Source organism: Actinomadura violacea, from assembly GCF_017573465.1.
GTDB classification, from domain to species: Bacteria; Actinomycetota; Actinomycetes; order Streptosporangiales; family Streptosporangiaceae; genus Spirillospora; species Spirillospora violacea.
This window is the reverse complement of record NZ_JAGEPF010000025.1, coordinates 86,139-101,234: the sequence shown is the minus strand read 5'-3', so window position 1 is coordinate 101,234 and position 15,096 is coordinate 86,139. Positions and strand designations below refer to the sequence as shown.

The 15,096-nt window shown below is 72.0% G+C and carries 16 protein-coding genes and 3 tRNA genes; 12 read left to right on the top strand and 7 right to left on the bottom strand.

The genetic code is table 11. The features are described 5' to 3' along the window. Positions 1-38 precede the first annotated feature (38 nt). Both J4709_RS36650 and J4709_RS36645 read left to right on the top strand, forming a co-directional pair. Positions 39-1,094, top strand: a complete 1,056-nt coding sequence (locus J4709_RS36650; protein WP_208247980.1) for a 3-isopropylmalate dehydrogenase — start codon at positions 39-41, stop codon at positions 1,092-1,094. Positions 1,095-1,270: 176 nt separating this feature from the next. Continuing rightward, positions 1,271-2,374: a branched-chain amino acid aminotransferase gene (locus J4709_RS36645; protein ID WP_208247978.1), complete on the top strand. Its 1,104-nt coding sequence runs from the start codon at positions 1,271-1,273 to the stop codon at positions 2,372-2,374. Positions 2,375-2,495: 121 nt separating this feature from the next. Here the strand turns inward: J4709_RS36645 and J4709_RS36640 are convergent, their stop codons facing one another. After that, positions 2,496-3,059 (bottom strand): hypothetical protein, encoded by a 564-nt coding sequence (locus J4709_RS36640; RefSeq protein ID WP_208247976.1) that lies wholly within the window; start codon positions 3,057-3,059, stop codon positions 2,496-2,498. A gap of 77 nt (positions 3,060-3,136) precedes the next feature. Continuing rightward, positions 3,137-3,376 carry a cold-shock protein gene (locus J4709_RS36635; RefSeq protein ID WP_173099453.1) on the bottom strand — a complete coding sequence of 80 codons (240 nt, stop codon included), beginning with the start codon at positions 3,374-3,376 and terminating at the stop codon, positions 3,137-3,139. 224 nt (positions 3,377-3,600) lie between these two features. Here J4709_RS36635 and J4709_RS36630 point away from each other — a divergent pair, with 224 nt between their 5' ends. The 3 genes from J4709_RS36630 to J4709_RS36620 all read left to right on the top strand — a co-directional run bounded on the left by J4709_RS36630 (position 3,601) and on the right by J4709_RS36620 (position 6,198). After that, the gene (locus J4709_RS36630) at positions 3,601-4,110 is read left to right on the top strand and encodes a DUF2262 domain-containing protein (RefSeq protein ID WP_208247975.1); all 510 of its coding nucleotides are present in this window, start codon (positions 3,601-3,603) and stop codon (positions 4,108-4,110) included. A gap of 200 nt (positions 4,111-4,310) precedes the next feature. Beyond that, complete coding sequence (gene cimA / locus J4709_RS36625) at positions 4,311-5,888, top strand: citramalate synthase (RefSeq protein WP_208247974.1); 1,578 nt, start codon at positions 4,311-4,313, stop codon at positions 5,886-5,888. A gap of 28 nt (positions 5,889-5,916) precedes the next feature. Then, positions 5,917-6,198 (top strand): GNAT family N-acetyltransferase, encoded by a 282-nt coding sequence (locus J4709_RS36620; protein ID WP_208247973.1) that lies wholly within the window; start codon positions 5,917-5,919, stop codon positions 6,196-6,198. A gap of 50 nt (positions 6,199-6,248) precedes the next feature. Here J4709_RS36620 and J4709_RS36615 read toward each other — a convergent pair whose 3' ends face one another. Next, positions 6,249-6,614, bottom strand: a complete 366-nt coding sequence (locus J4709_RS36615) for an antibiotic biosynthesis monooxygenase family protein (protein ID WP_208247972.1) — start codon at positions 6,612-6,614, stop codon at positions 6,249-6,251. Between the two features lie 269 nt (positions 6,615-6,883). Between J4709_RS36615 and J4709_RS36610 the strand changes: the two genes are divergently transcribed. From J4709_RS36610 to J4709_RS36580, 7 genes are all read left to right on the top strand, one after another. Next, the gene (locus tag J4709_RS36610) at positions 6,884-7,255 is read left to right on the top strand and encodes a hypothetical protein (RefSeq protein ID WP_173099457.1); all 372 of its coding nucleotides are present in this window, start codon (positions 6,884-6,886) and stop codon (positions 7,253-7,255) included. A gap of 85 nt (positions 7,256-7,340) precedes the next feature. Further along, positions 7,341-8,360: a cellulose binding domain-containing protein gene (locus tag J4709_RS36605; protein WP_208247970.1), complete on the top strand. Its 1,020-nt coding sequence runs from the start codon at positions 7,341-7,343 to the stop codon at positions 8,358-8,360. Between the two features lie 22 nt (positions 8,361-8,382). Beyond that, on the top strand, positions 8,383-9,147 hold the full coding sequence (locus tag J4709_RS36600; RefSeq protein WP_208247968.1) for a fumarylacetoacetate hydrolase family protein: 765 nt from the start codon (positions 8,383-8,385) through the stop codon (positions 9,145-9,147). 56 nt (positions 9,148-9,203) lie between these two features. Then, positions 9,204-9,836 (top strand): DUF2461 domain-containing protein, encoded by a 633-nt coding sequence (locus tag J4709_RS36595; protein WP_208247967.1) that lies wholly within the window; start codon positions 9,204-9,206, stop codon positions 9,834-9,836. A gap of 103 nt (positions 9,837-9,939) precedes the next feature. Next, positions 9,940-10,011, top strand: a tRNA-Gln gene (locus J4709_RS36590). 22 nt (positions 10,012-10,033) lie between these two features. Further along, positions 10,034-10,106, top strand: a tRNA-Glu gene (locus J4709_RS36585). 62 nt (positions 10,107-10,168) lie between these two features. Further along, positions 10,169-10,241, top strand: a tRNA-Glu gene (locus tag J4709_RS36580). Between the two features lie 48 nt (positions 10,242-10,289). Here the strand turns inward: J4709_RS36580 and J4709_RS36575 are convergent. From J4709_RS36575 to J4709_RS36560, 4 genes are read right to left on the bottom strand one after another with little or no spacing between them, the layout of a single operon-like run. Next, positions 10,290-12,578 (bottom strand): hypothetical protein, encoded by a 2,289-nt coding sequence (locus J4709_RS36575; RefSeq protein WP_208247965.1) that lies wholly within the window; start codon positions 12,576-12,578, stop codon positions 10,290-10,292. After that, a complete protein-coding gene (locus tag J4709_RS36570) occupies positions 12,559-13,197 on the bottom strand; it encodes a hypothetical protein (RefSeq protein WP_208247963.1) in 639 nt (212 codons plus the stop codon). Before J4709_RS36570 ends, J4709_RS36575 begins: the two co-directional genes overlap by 20 nt. Next, a complete protein-coding gene (locus J4709_RS36565; protein WP_208247961.1) occupies positions 13,194-14,744 on the bottom strand; it encodes a PrsW family glutamic-type intramembrane protease in 1,551 nt (516 codons plus the stop codon). Before J4709_RS36565 ends, J4709_RS36570 begins: the two co-directional genes overlap by 4 nt. After that, positions 14,741-15,049 (bottom strand): hypothetical protein, encoded by a 309-nt coding sequence (locus J4709_RS36560; protein ID WP_208247959.1) that lies wholly within the window; start codon positions 15,047-15,049, stop codon positions 14,741-14,743. The genes J4709_RS36565 and J4709_RS36560 overlap by 4 nt, the downstream gene beginning before the upstream one ends. Positions 15,050-15,096: the final 47 nt, after the last annotated feature.

Genomic DNA, 15,096 nt, shown 5'->3' with positions numbered 1-15,096 from the left:
AAGCCCAAGCAGTGAGACGTTTGCAGTACAGTACGCGCATGGCTTCCCGCAGCATTCGTCTGGCCGTCATCCCCGGTGACGGGATCGGCCCCGAGGTGGTCGCCGAGGGGCTGAAGGTCCTCGAGGCCGTCGCCCCGTCCGGTGACCTCGCGTTCGAGCAGACCTCCTACGACCTGGGCGCCGCCCGCTGGCACCGGACCGGGGAGACCCTGCCCGACTCGGTGCTGGAGGAGCTGCGCGGCCAGGACGTCATCCTGCTGGGCGCCGTCGGCGACCCGAGCGTGCCGAGCGGGACGCTGGAGCGCGGCCTGCTGCTGCGGACCCGGTTCGAGCTCGACCACTACGTCAACCTGCGCCCGGTCAAGCTCTTCCCGGGTGTGAAGACCCCGCTCGCCGACGTCACGCCCGAGGACATCGACATGGTCGTCGTCCGCGAGGGCACCGAGGGCCCCTACACCGGCGTCGGCGGCGTCCTGCGCAAGGGCACCGAGCACGAGGTCGCCACCCAGGAGAGCGTCAACACCGCCTTCGGTGTCGAGCGGGTCGTCCGGTACGCCTTCGAGGTCGCGGCGTCGCGGCCCCGCAAGAAGCTCACGCTGGTCCACAAGGACAACGTCCTCACCTTCGCCGGTGATCTCTACCAGCGCACCCTCAAGCGGGTCGGTGCGGAGTACCCGCAGGTCAGCACCGACTACTGCCATGTCGACGCGGCCACCATGTTCTTCGTCGGCCAGCCGCAGCGGTTCGACGTCGTCGTCACCGACAACCTGTTCGGCGACATCATCACCGACATCGGCGCGGCGATCGCCGGCGGCATCGGGCTCGCCGCGTCCGGGAACGTCAACCCGGACCGGACGGCGCCGTCGATGTTCGAGCCGGTGCACGGCAGCGCCCCCGACATCGCCGGGCAGGGCAAGGCCGACCCGACCGCCACGATCCTGTCGGTCGCGATGCTGCTCGACCACGTCGGCGCGGCCGAGGCCGCCCGCCGCGTCGAGCAGGCCGTCTCCGACGACCTGGCCGAGCGCGGCGCCCTCGGGGCGCGCTCGACCTCGCAGGTCGGCGACGCGATCGCCAAGCGAGTATCGGGCTGAGGGCGCGCCTCTCCGGCCACGAGCAGGAACACTCCGGGCGCGCCTCGCGGCGCGCCCGGTTTTCCGTATGCGCCGCGTGCGAGGAGTGGAGTCGAGGAACGAAGTACGACAATAGGGATTAAGAGCCGTCGAGCGGCAACGGGGCCGCAGCGGCGACCGGGAGAGGACGAACGGCGATGAGCGACACCCTGGACTTCGAGATCACGCTGACCGAGCGGCCCGCGGCGGCCGCCGAGCGCGAGCGCGTCCTGGCCGATCCGGGCTTCGGCCGGTACTTCACCGACCACATGATCACCATCCGGTACTCGGCGGACCGCGGCTGGCACGACGCGAAGCTCGAACCGTACGGGCCCATCCCGATGGACCCGGCCAGCCAGGTGTTCCACTACGCCCAGGAGCTGTTCGAGGGCCTCAAGGCCTACAAGCAGCCGGACGGCTCGATCGTCACCTTCAGGCCGTACATGAACGCGGCGCGGATGAACCGGTCCGCCAAGCGGATGGCCATGCCGCAGATCCCCGAGCAGCTGTTCGTCGACGCCGTCGAGCTGCTCGTCGCCACCGACAAGGCGTGGGTCCCCGACACCGAGGGCCACAGCCTCTACCTGCGGCCGTTCATGTTCGCCACCACCCGCGCGCTCGGCGTGAACAGCCCGGCGCACGAGTTCCTCTTCATGATCATCGCCTCCCCGTCCGGGCTGTACTACCCGCGCGGGATCAAGCCCGTCTCGGTGTGGCTGTCGCAGGACTACACCCGCGCGGCGCCCGGCGGCACCGGCGAGGCCAAGTTCGGCGGCAACTACGCCGCGTCCTTCGCCGGCCAGGCCGAGGCCGTCCAGCAGGGCTGCGACCAGGTCGTCTGGCTCGACGCGGTGGAGCACCGCTGGGTCGAGGAGGTCGGCTCGATGAACCTGATGTTCGTCTACGGGTCCGGCTCGCAGGCCCGGCTGCTCACCCCCGCGCTCACCGGCACCCTGCTCGCCGGCGTCACCCGCGACTCGATGCTCAAGCTCGCCCCCGACCTCGGCATCCCCGCCGAGGAGGGCAAGATCAGCATCGACGACTGGCAGGCCGGCTGCGCGTCCGGCGAGATCACCGAGGTGTTCGGCTGCGGCACCGCCGCGATCATCAGCCCGGTGGGCCGGGTCAAGGGCCGCGACCGCGAGTGGACGATCGGCGACGGCGAGCCCGGCGAGATCTCCATGAAGCTGCGGCAGGAGCTCGTCGGCATCCAGTACGGCACCCGTCCCGACCCCTACGGCTGGGTCCACAAGATCGTCTGATCGTGGAAGCGCCCGATGGCGCGCCCGTCCCCGGGTGCGCGCCATCGGGCGCCGTCATGCCCGGCCGTTTCGGCGGACGAGGCGGGACCGCCGCGTCAGCGGCCGGAAGGGGGCCCCGGCGTCAGTGCCCGAAGCGCACCGAGGTGGTGACCGCGGAACCGGCCGTCTTCGGGCTCACGCCCCGCGCGTCCGGGTTGATCGCGTAGTGGAACGCGAACCCGACGAAGGCCCGGCCGGGCCTCCCGCCGACCTGAACCGGGAAGGTGCAGGTGCCCGAGAGCGTGTAGACCTTGCGGACGCGGTGCGGCTTGACCGTGGAGTGCCAGACGTAGCCCACCGGGATCACGTGCCGGTCGTGGTAGCGGCCGTTCAGCCGGGTCGCGGTGCAGACCGCCCGGCCCCGCGCGATCGCCCGGAGCTTGCCGCTGGTGATCTGGAACGACCACGGCATCGGGTACTGCCGCGAGTGCCGCCCGGTCAGCCTCACCTGCGCGTGGAACGCGCCGATCCGGTCCCGGTGCGCGAAGCCCTGATGCCGTTTGGTGAAGACGAAGTAATGGGCCGCCGCGACGGGGGCGTGGTGCCCCGGACGGCTCGCCGCGGACGCGGCGCCGGCGGCGCCGAGCGCCATTGCCAGAGCCGTTCCGGAGATCACGGCCGTCCGGCCGAATGTGTGCATGCGCATGACAGGCATTCCCTTCGGAAATGGTCGCCGTCCGCCGGGACCGGCGGGCGGCCGTGCCGGGTCCGCCGCCGGGGTGCTCAGCTCCGGCCGGCCCGCCGCACGTCCAGCGCGCGGTAGGCGTAGCCGTCCTGCTCGGCTTCCTCCCAGGTGAACAGCACGCTCTCACCGGGATCCAGGGAGGCGAAGCCGCCGGGGGCGGTGCGGACGGCGGAGAAGTGCGCCCAGACCTCGCCCGGGACGTCCGGCGAGACGAGCACCCCCCAGCCGGTCTCGTCGTCCCAGGACGCGACCGTTCCGCGAACCGGATCACCGCTCATCGCAATCCCCTTCTACCGGCGGACAGCGCGATCCTCGGTCATTTGCCGAGCATTGCGCAAGCGCGTTTACGCGATGAAAACCTTACTTAACCTTGGGAGATCATTTCCCGCACTTCTATAAAGCGTTATCGCCTGAAATGACGGATGACTTCGCGATGTGTACCGGATGTATACCGGCGCGTCCTAGGCTGACCTGCCGTCCGGAACGAGCCGAAGGGAGGACGGTGGGCGATTCAGCGACCGCGCGCACGATCGAGCTGGAAGACGGGACGCTCGGCGCCGTCCGCGGCGAGCACTCCGGAGGGCGGTGGTCCTGGCGGTTCTCCGCCGGGGACGTCGACTTCGAGGACGACGGCCTCGCGGACCTGCCGGCGGACGTGCCGGAGGAGACCGTCCGCGAGCGGGTCGCCGAGCTCGCCGCGATCACGCGGCGGATCGCGGAGGCCGAGCCGCCGCTGCGGCGGTTCGCGGCCGAGCGGCTGCTCGACGCGGCGTACGACTGGACGCACGACGCCGCGGCCGAGGGGGCGTGCGGCCCGGAGGAGGTGGTGAACGAGCCGGCCGACATCGAGCGCCGCATCACGCTGACCTCGATGAGCTGGAACGCGGTGGAGGGGGAGGGCCGCCTCTGGTACGGCGACGACATGATCTTCCTGAACCACATCATCAACGTCGACTTCGCGTTCGCCGCGGACGGGACGCTCGTCCCGAAGGATGCGAACTTCCAGGGCTGACGTCTCAGCATCCGAGACGGGTGTCCCATGCACGAGGGGCGGTGTGGCAGACTGGGCCGCATCATGCGCCTCAGCCTCGTCATTATCGGCTGGCGCGCCGGCAACTAACGGGACACCGCCGGCGCGCAGACCTCTCACGTCCGTGAGGGGTCTTTTTTGTGCCCTGGCGCTGATCGCCCATCCCTGGGGGGACCCACACCATGCACGGCGACGACTTCCACGTCTACGACACCACGCTCCGCGACGGCTCGCAGCAGGAGGGGCTGAACCTCTCCGTGGCCGACAAGCTCGTCGTCGCCCGGCACCTCGACGACCTGGGCGTCGGCTTCATCGAGGGCGGCTGGCCCGGCGCCAACCCCAAGGACACCGAGTTCTTCAGGCGGGCTCGAACCGAGCTGGACCTGAGGCACGCGCGGCTCACCGCGTTCGGCGCGACCCGCCGGGCCGGTGTGAAGGCGGCCGACGACCCCCAGGTCGCCGCACTGCGCGAATCCGGCGCGTCCGTCGTGACCCTGGTCGCCAAGAGTCACGACAGGCACGTCGAACTGGCCCTCCGCACCACCCTGGAGGAGAACCTCGCGATGATCCGCGACACGGTCTCCCACCTGCGTGCGGAGGGCCAGCGAGTCTTCCTGGACGCCGAGCACTTCTTCGACGGCTACAAGGCCAACCGCGCCTACGCGCTGGAGGCCGTCCGGACCGCCGCCGAGGCGGGCGCCGACGTCGTCGCGCTCTGCGACACCAACGGCGGCATGCTGCCCGACGAGCTGGCCGACGTCGTCAACGAGGTCGTCGGGCTCGGCGTCCGCGTCGGCATCCACTGCCACGACGACTCCGGCTGCGCGGTCGCCAACTCGCTCGCCGCGGTGAAGGCCGGCGCGACCCACGTCCAGGGCTGCGCGAACGGCTACGGCGAGCGCAGCGGCAACGCCAACCTGTTCACCGTCATCGGGAACCTGCAGCTCAAGCGGGGTATGGACCTGGTGTCGGACGCGCAGCTGGGGGAGATGACCCGGATCGCGCACGCGGTCTCCGAGGTCACCAACGTCGCGCCCGGCTCGCAGCAGCCCTACGTCGGCCTGTCGGCGTTCGCGCACAAGGCGGGGCTGCACGCCTCCGCCGTCAAGGTCGACCCGGACCTCTACCAGCACATCGACCCGTCCGCCGTCGGCAACGACATGCGGATGCTGGTGTCGAGCATGGCGGGCCGCGCGTCCGTCGAGCTGAAGGGCCGCGAGCTCGGCTACGACCTGTCCGGCGACAAGGCCAAGGCCGTCGTGGACAAGGTCAAGGAGCTGGAGTCGACCGGCTACACCTTCGAGGCCGCGGACGCCTCGTTCGAGCTGCTGCTGCGCGAGGAGCTGACCGGCGTCCGCCAGCGGCACTTCGAGGTCGAGTCGTGGCGGTCGATCGTGGAGCGCCGCCCGGACGGGTCCATGGTCAGCGAGGCGACCGTCAAGCTGCACGCCAAGGGGGAGCGGATCATCGCGACGGGCGAGGGCAACGGCCCCGTCAACGCGCTGGACAACGCGCTGCGCATCGCGCTCGGCCGGCTCTACCCCGAGCTGGCGCGGCTGGAGCTCGTCGACTACAAGGTCCGCATCCTGGAGGGCGCGCACGGCACCGACGCCCGCACCCGGGTGCTGATCGAGTCGGCCGACGGCGAGCGCGAGTGGGGCACGGTCGGCGTCGAGGACAACGTCATCGCCGCGTCCTGGCAGGCGCTGGAGGAGGCCGTCACCTACTGCCTGCTGCACGCCGGGTACGAGGCGGGCTAATCCCTCTCCTGTCGGGCATGATCGGGGAATGAGCACCGAGATCACCGACAACGCCGGGGAAGGCCGCTACGAGATCCGGGTGGACGGCGGCCTCGCCGGGTTCGCCGAGTACGAGCGGCGCGACGGCGCGGTCGTGTTCACCCACACCGAGGTCGACCCCGCCTTCGAGGGCAAGGGCATCGGCAGCGCCCTCGCGCGGGGCGCGCTGGACGACGTCCGCGCCAAGGGCGACCCGGTCGTGCCGCTCTGCCCGTTCATCAAGAAGTGGATCGACAAGCACTCCGACTACCAGGACCTGGTGAAGGGGTGAGCACGTGACGAGCGCGGGCCCCGGCTGGGACCCGCGCTCGTCGCGTCCGGTCAGCCCTGCTTGGGGCCGGCGCTCTGGACGACCTCGAAGCCCCACAGCTCCGAGCCGGCCGCGGCGGGACCGCCGTGCCCGTGCCCGTGCCCGTGGCCATGGCCGTGGCCGGCCTCGCGGTCCTTGGCGGCCTCGGCGTGCCCGCGCTGGAAGGACTGGCTCTGCGTCCAGCGCTGGAAGTCCTCCTCGCTGCGCCACTTGGTGTAGACCAGGTACCTGTCCTGGCCCTCGACGGGACGCAGCAGCTCGAAGCCCTCGAAGCCCTCCGCGGACTCCACCAGCCCCGCCCGCCCGGCGAAGCGCTTCTCGATCTCCTCGCGCATCTCCGGGTTCACGGTGAGGACATTGATCTTCACGACGGACACGCCCGACCCCCTTCACGTCTTGTCGTGCCCACGGTACTCACCCCGCCCCGGGCCGCGCCGCGCACCCTCCGGCGGCACGTCGCGGCGGGCCCGGGCGTTCGCGTGGACGACCGACTTTTCACTCCTGACAGGGGCGTCTGGCAGAAATTTCAACAAAACCGGCTAAAGCGGTGGCGGATTTCGGGCGCCGGCGCCACCATGGGTCGCGCACGGCACGCGTGCCGCATCCGCGCGCCGTGGTCCCACAGCCGAACCACCGGAGTGATCGCATGCCTGTCCGACCCTGGAGTCCCGAGGACCTCGGGCGTCCCACGGACGGAACCTGGGCCGACGTCGCGTTCGGGCTGGGCGAGATCTACGAGTGCGAGGGCGACCTCGGCCAGGCCGCCGACTGGTTCCGGCGCGCCGCCGAGTCCGGGCACGCCGCGGCGGCGCTGCGGCTCGGCGCGGTGCTCGGCCGGATGGCCGACGACGGCGCCGACGGGTCCGCCGAGGACCTGCTCGCCGAGGCCACCCGCTGGCTCAGCGGCGCCCAGGACATCGCCACCCCGGACGCGATCGAGCTGATCACCGACATGCTCAACCGGCACCAGCGGCAGGCGGCCCGGCGCGGGCTGGAGCCCGCCGTCGCCACCGGCTGAACGCCACATTTCCGGCGTTTTTCCTGAACCTGATCGCTCCGCCCATCGTCGGACTCCATGTGACCGGCCGCAGGGAGGCGAGGAGTTGAGCGACGAGCCCGGCTACGTGCCTCCGGACCACACGACCACCGTCGAGTTCCCCCGTCCCGCCGGCGCCCCGGCCGAACCGGCCGGACCGGAGGACGCCGCCGCGGAGCCGTCCGCCACGGCCGTCGACGTGCCCGAGCCCGCGAGCGCCGACCCCGACGCCACGGCTCCCGACCTCGCCAGCGAGCCGGACGAGCCGACCGAACCGGACGAGCCGACCGAACCGGACGAGCCGGAGGCGCTGGTCGAGCCGGAGACGCCCGCTGAGCCAGAGGTGCCTGCGGAGCCGGAGGCGCCGGGGCCTGAGGAGCCCGTCGCGGCGGAGGAGCCGGTGTTCGCCGAACCGGGGCCGGCCCCGATGGCGGACCCGGTGGTCGCGGGATTCCGGGCGCAGCCGCCGTCCGCGACGCGCACCGCGCGGTCGCGGCTCCCCGCGCTGCTGATCCCCCTGGTCGGGGCTGTAGCGATCATGGCCCTGGCGCTGGGCGCCGTCTCGCTGCTCAGCGGAAGCGGCTCGGACGGGGACGACCCCGCGTCGCGCCCGACCGCCGCTCGCACGCCCGCGAGCAGGACGCCCGCCGGCGGAGCGGCGACGGGGCGTCCGGCGCCCGGCGGCCCCGCGCCGTCCGGTCGGCCCGCGCCTTCCGGCGGGCCGCCGCAGGGGGCGGAGCCGACCGCGCAGGCCCCCGCCGCGCCGATCGGGCCCGTCGTGACCGGCGACGGCATCACCTACCGGCTCGTCCAGCAGGACGACGGCTACTACGAGGGCGTCCTGGTCATCACCAACCGCACCGCCCAGCCCATGGACTCCTGGCGGATCAGCTTCGACGCGCCCGGCGCGGACGTCCGCAACGTGTGGGGCGGCCGGCTCGTCCAGGGCGGGTCCCATCCGGTGATCGAGAGCGGCGACGAGGACCCGATCCCGCCCGGCGGCACCATGGACGTCCAGTACGGCGCGGCGGGCTCTCCGGCGACGCCGCGAGGGTGCCTGTTCAACGGCGCCGCGTGCGGGTTCTGAGCCGCGTACTAGGCTCTCGGCCATGCGTATCGCCAGGTTCTCCACCGACGAGGGCATGTCCTTCGGCGTGGTGGAGGAGAACACCATCGCCGCCGTCGCGGCCCACCCGTTCGGTGAGCTGACCTTCACCGGGCAGCGCTTCCCGCTCGCCGACGTGCGGCTGCTGGCCCCGATCCTGCCCAGCAAGGTCATCGCGATCGGCAAGAACTACGCCGACCACGCCCGCGAGATGGGCGGCGAGCCGCCCGCCGAACCGGTGATCTTCGCCAAGCCGTCCACCGCGGTGATCGGGCCCGGCGAGGCGATCGCCTACCCGGAGAGGCTCTCCGAGCGCGTCGACCACGAGGGCGAGCTGGCGGTGGTGATCGGCCGCATGTGCCGCGAGGTGCCCGCCGCCCGCGCCGCCGACGTCATCCTCGGCTACACCTGCGCGAACGACGTCACGGCCCGCGACCTGCAGAAGAAGGACGGGCAGTGGACGCGGGCGAAGGGCTTCGACACCTTCTGCCCGCTCGGCCCCTGGATCGAGACCGAGGTCGACCCGGCCGACCTCGCGATCTCCACCACGGTCAACGGCGAGGTCCGGCAGGAGTCCCGCACGTCGCTGCTGCTGCACGACGTCCCGAGCCTGGTCGAGTACGTCAGCCAGGTCATGACGCTGCTGCCCGGCGACGTCATCCTCACCGGCACGCCCGCCGGCGTCGGACCGCTCCAGATCGGCGACGAGGTCACCGTCACGATCGAGAACGTCGGCTCTCTCAGCAACCGGGTCGTCGCCCGCGACTGACCTCCGCTGTCGTACGGCGTCCCTAAGCTGAGGGGCGCCGTACGGAAGGGGAGGTCATGACGTTCACCGGGTTCCGCGGCGAGGCGTTCGAGTTCTACGAGGGCCTCCTCGCCGACAACAGCAAGTCCTACTGGACGGCCCACCGCCAGGTTTATGAAGACCACGTCCGCGGCCCGATGGCCGAGCTGTGCGCCGAGCTCGAGGAGGAGTTCGGCGCGGTCAAGCTGTTCCGGCCGTACCGCGACGTCCGCTTCAGCAAGGACAAGACGCCCTACAAGACCCACCAGGGCGGCCACAGCGGCGGCTTCTACGTCCAGATCGACGCCGACGGCCTGATGGTCGCCGGCGGCATGTACGCGCCCACGCCCGAGCAGCTCCGCGGCTACCGCGCCGCCGTCGACTCCGACACCTCAGGCAAGCGCCTCCAGGCCATCGTGGACGATCTGCGCGCCGCGGGCCTGGAGATCGCCGGGGACCGGCTCAAGACCCGCCCGCGCGGTACCCCCGAGGACCACCCCCGTCTCGACCTGCTGCGCCACCGCTCCCTCTACGCCCACGAGGGCTGGCCCGCAGACCCGTGGATGGCGACGCCCGAGGCCGCCGACCGGGTCCGGGCGGCCTGGCGGCGGCTGCGGCCGCTCGTCGACTGGGGCCACGAGCACGTCGGCCCGCCCGACTTCACCCGCTGATCGCGCCCGGTACGGCAATCGTTTTGGCCGCTGACGCCCTGTCCTGTATTCTCATCGAGGCGCGAGCGACCAGCCGGAAACGGCCGGGAAGCCCGTACCGCACTGGGGTATGGTGTAATCGGCAGCACGAGTGATTCTGGTTCACTTAGTCTAGGTTCGAGTCCTGGTACCCCAGCTCCGTCCACTCCGGTGGACAGGCCCCCGTCGTCTAGTGGCCTAGGACGCCGCCCTCTCAAGGCGGTAACGGCGGTTCGAATCCGCTCGGGGGTACGTTGCCAAGGTCGTGGCCGGTGAGTTCCCGCTCGTCGGCTCCTGCCGAGGCAGACAGTCCAGCCCCCGTCGTCTAGTGGCCTAGGACGCCGCCCTCTCAAGGCGGTAACGGCGGTTCGAATCCGCTCGGGGGTACATCAGGCGCAACGACCGCGGATCCGTTCGGATCTGCGGTTTTTCTGTTCATGAGGCCCGGCGCCTGCGGCCGGAGCCGGTGCGGATCCCGAAGAGCACCACCACGAGCGCGACCACGATGACCGCGGCGATCCCCGTCCGCCCGGTCACGAACGCGCGCACCGTCCCGGACGTCCTGGCCCACACCCCGTTGTCCGGCGAGCTCGCGGAGTCGCCGAGCCAGATCGAGCCGTCGGACGCGGTCGCCGGCGCGCTCGCGGACGCCTTCACCGTTCCGGCGAGCCCGGGGTGGTCGCGGTTCATCAGCGCGGCGCTGACCGGGCTCATCGGGATCTTGCTGAAGTCGACGCCTCCGGTCACCAGCTGGCGGGTCACGCGGACGTTGCCCCGGTCGACGGTCTGGGTGTACGTGAAGTCGCCGTTCTGGATGGAATGGACATAGGCGTCGTACACCTGCCGGGGCGTCCAGCCGTCCCGCAGTTGCACCGGGCCGAGGTTCCCGGAGCCGATGAGCTTGTCGAACGACGTGCGGTGGCCGTCCTGGTGCCGTTTCCGGATCCATTGCGCGATGATCCGGGCCAGGAACGCGCGGCGGATGGGGGCGTATTCCGGGGCGGTGTTGACGGCCTTGACCACCGCGGGCACGATCATCCGCTGTTCCAGCTGCTCGTTGCGCTCGTCGCTCGCCGGGTCGGAGACGCAGGACAGCTTTCCGGTGTTGGCGACGTGCTGCGCCTTCGCCTTCACGGCGAGGTCGGCCTTGAGGATGTAGAGGGACGAGCCGTCCTCGCGCACCTCGACGTCGCCGGGGACGATCCACATGCGGGACGAATAGCAGGCCTTGTCCGAGCCGTTCATCAGCGCGTCCCAATATCTCGCGCCGAGGTCGGTCTTCGGGTCCAGCAGTCTCCCTTCGGTGCGCTTCATCAGGTAGTCGGCTTCGAGCAGCGCCTTGCCGGCGTCGGTGCGGCCGAGCGCGGGGTCGATGATGCGGTCGGGCTCGTCCGGGTTGAGGTTCACCCAGAACTTGCTCGGATCGAGCACCAGCCACGCCCGCAGGTCGGCCGTGCTGTTGGTGAGCGCGTCGAGGCCGGACGCGGGGTCCTGCCCCGTCGAGGAGCCGGCGGCCTGCCCGGAGAAGGCGTACTTCACCCCGCCCGAACCGGCGTCGTCCGACATGTACCGCATCTGCAGGGTGGTGAAGTCGACGCCGCCAAGCTTGCCGGACGCGATCGAGCGGGCGAGCCCGCTCTCCTCGCCGCCGCACGGCTTCGCCATGGGGAGCGCCGCCACGGCCATGGCGCGCACGGCCGGTGCGTTCCGTCCGGGCCTGCCGAGCGTTTTCGTGGTGGTGCAGCCCGCGGGCAGCCCGATGTTCTTCTTCTGCTTCTCCTCCGCCTCCTTGGACTGCTTCCGCTGGAGTGCGTCGAGGGCCAGGGGAAGGAACGCGCGGACCTGGGCCGCCGACCGGGACGCCTGCGGCTGCCCTTTCCAGCCGTATTCGGTGTAGGAGAACTTGTGCTGGGCCTCTTTGGTGGCCGCGACGCAGGTGTCGTAGCAGAAGCCGTTCTCGCTCGCGGCTCCCGCCATGCTGCGCTGCAGGACCTGCCTCGTGTAGATCGTGGCCTTCTTGGACCCGAAGGGCTTGCCGGTCAGTCCGTTGAGGACGCGCGGGATCGCCCATTCCAGCCGGGCCCGGATGATCTGCTCGGAGTCCAGGCTGTGGTAGATGTTCGTTGACGCGAACTGGAGGACCCGGCCGTTCTGGGCGATGCCGAGTTGCTTGAAGAGGGCCGGGTTCTTCGCGTACGGGAGCTGGACCGCGTTCACGGCGTACTTTCCCGTGATGGTGGGAAAAGCGGACGGGGGAGCCGCGACGGTATTGGTCAGGCGCTGGTCGAACTCGTCCCAGTCGATCCCTTCGAGACCGGGGATGCCGCGCGCGCGGCTCAGGTCGAACCACAGCTCCGCGACGTTCCCCGAGGCGGGGTTCCCCTGGTCGAGGGAGGACTGGCCGGGCGACTTGGGCGCGCCCCGGCGGCGGCTCCGGCGGACCACGGGGTCGTGCTCGAAGTACTGGCGGGCCTCCAGGAGCGACAGGCCCATGGGATTGCCGAACAGCTCCGGGATCTTCTGCTTGAGGGCGTCGAGGTCCTTCGGGTCCGTGGCCGGCGGCAGCAGCATCGGGTAGCCGCCCGCGCCCGGGGGCGGCGGTTTCGGTGCCGGCGCTTCCGGGGCCGCGGCGGCACCGGGCGCGGTGAGGCTTACTAGCAGGACGAGCGCGGCGAGGGGCGCGGCCGGGGCCGCGACGGCCCGGTCACGGAGCCGGTGGCGCATTGCCGTCTCCTGGGAGGCGCTCCTGTGGGGGTGCCGGGCGGGGAGCGGGCGGACGCGAGGGCGGTCGCTGCGGCCGGACGTTCGGGGCTCCCGGCGCGGGTCCTTGCGGAGGTCCGGGGCGCGGGGGAGGCCCGTACGCGGGTGGCGGGCCGTACGCGGGCGGACGCTGCGGTGGGCCGGGCGGGTACTGCGGCGGGTGGTGCGGCTGTTGGCCAGGGCCCGGGTAGGGCGGTCGCGGTGGGCGGGCCGGTGGGGCGGAGGGCGGGTGGTTCGCCGGTTTGGGGCGGAGGTCGAGGCCCGTCGCCTGGAGGTAGGCGGCCAGCGTGGGCGACGGGCCCGACCCGCTCGCGGGGGCGCCCGCCGTCGCGACACCGCGCCGGTAGGCGGCGGCTCCGGCGGCGGCGAGGGCGCCGAGGGCGAGGACCGCGACGATCGCGGCGCCGCCGAGGGAGGTGGACGACGAGCAGGTGCGGGCGTGCCCGAACGAGTGCTTCAGGTCGATGGACGGCTTGTAGCCGTAGCTGACGTCGCAGGCGGACGCGCTCTGCGGGGCGAGCGGCAGCAGGAGCCCGGCGGTGAGGACGGTCCCGGCGGCGAAGCGGAGGAGGCGGCGGTTCATGGCGTCGCCTGCCCGGGACGGGGCGTCGCTTGCCCGGGACGGGGCGTCGCCTGCCCGGGACGGGGCGCAGCGGGGGCGCCGGTGCGGGTCTTCAGCCGCATGACCTTCGCGCGCAACGCGTCTCCCTCCTCGCGGGCGGGGCCGCCGGCGTCGTCCAGGTGCCGCCAGCGCCAGGCGGCGAGGTCGAGCTGGGCCATTTGGAGGCGCCGCAGGGTGCGCAGCCCGGTCCAGCCGTGCAGGCGCCAGGTGCCGGTGAGGGTCCAGAGCCGCAGCGCGGGGTCGATGAGGAACGGCGCCTCCTGCCGGGTGATGGCCGGCCCGGACGCCGTCTCGGCGGACACGGCGGTCCGCGCGGCGGCGGCCCTGGCGCGCGTCCCGAGCACCAGCAGCACGACGGCGACCAGGGCGAACGGCACCTGGGGGAGCAGCCAGAGGAACGGCGAGACGACCAGGGTGTCGAAGGGGCCGCCCATGTCGATGTGGTCGTGCACGAGATGGGAGAGCCACGCGGACAGGACCTCGGTGGCGATCGCGCCCGCGATCGCCGCGGCGAGGGCGGTCAGCGCGGCGCGCCTGCGCTCGCCGGGCCGCCGCGCCTGCGCGGCGACGCCGATCCCGGCGCCGAGGAGCGCGCCGAACGTCGCCTGCCCGCCGAGCAGCCCGGCGGACTGCCGGACCCAGTACTCGAACCCGCCGGTCGTGCCGTTGAACGCGCTGAACGACCCGAACAGGCGGATGAACATCGCGCTCTCGACGAGGTTGTAGCCGAGGCCGACCGCGGCGCCGAGCACGAGGCCGGTCACGACGTCGGTGACGCGGTGCCGGAACAGCACCAGCAGCAGGACGACGCCGGCCGCGACCAGCAGCGCGTTCACGACGGCCAGGTGCACGATCACCAGGTCGATGACGTGGTACTGGCTCTTGATCTGCGACGTCAGCGACGCCTTGCCGCCCTTGGCGAGGAAGCCGTTCGCCGTGCCGAACGCGAGGCCGCTGGCGGCGCGTCCGAGACCGAACACGATGAGCGCGCCCCAGCCGAACGCGACGAGCAGCATCGCCAGGGGCACCCGCGAGAACCGCTGGCCGTGGTGCAGCAGCCACAGCACGAACGCGGTGCCGGGGACGCACGCGAGCGACTGCGCCGGGTACTCGACGACGACGGTCACCGGGATCAGCCCGAACGGCCCGAGCATCGCCGCGATCGTCGCCCAGGTCAGCGCCCTGGCGCGGCGCTCGTCCGGCCGGGTGGCGAGCACGACCGCCTGGATCAGCGCGCCGATGACGATGCCGGCGAGGACGGTCCAGAACACCAGCCGGGGCGTCCCGAGCAGCCGCCCGACCGAGCCACCGCCGGACGCCTTCTGGAAGATCGACAGGATGGGGTCGTTCTGTCCGGTGTGCGGGCGGACGAGGTTGAGCAGCAGTTCGACCAGGTACAGCGCGATGGCCAACCGGACGACGAGCAGCGCCCGCCCGCGGGCCGCCGGGTCGTCGCGGACCGCGGCGCGCAGGGCCGCGATCGGCGCCGGCGCGGTATTGGCCGTCATGGCGCGCCTCCCGGCATCTGCGGAATGCTGGGCAGGTCCGTCGGGAACGACGGCATTTGCGTCGGGAAATCGGTGGGGAGTTGCGTCGGCAGGCCGGATCCGCCGGGCGGGACGGTCGGGAACGTCGTCGGAAGGGACGGCATGGTCGGGCGCACCGGGGTCGGCATCGCGGGGGTCTGCGGGTCGTTCGCGCCGGTCAGGTCGACAACCAGCGCCGCGGCGAGCAGGACCGCGCCGATCACGGCGCCCGCCGTCAGGAGCAGCAGTTGCGGGCGCGGCGCGCTGGGCGGGCGTTTTTCATCCATTGTCCTTATCACTTCATGCGATGTGAAAAAGGTGGCGGGGGATGAGA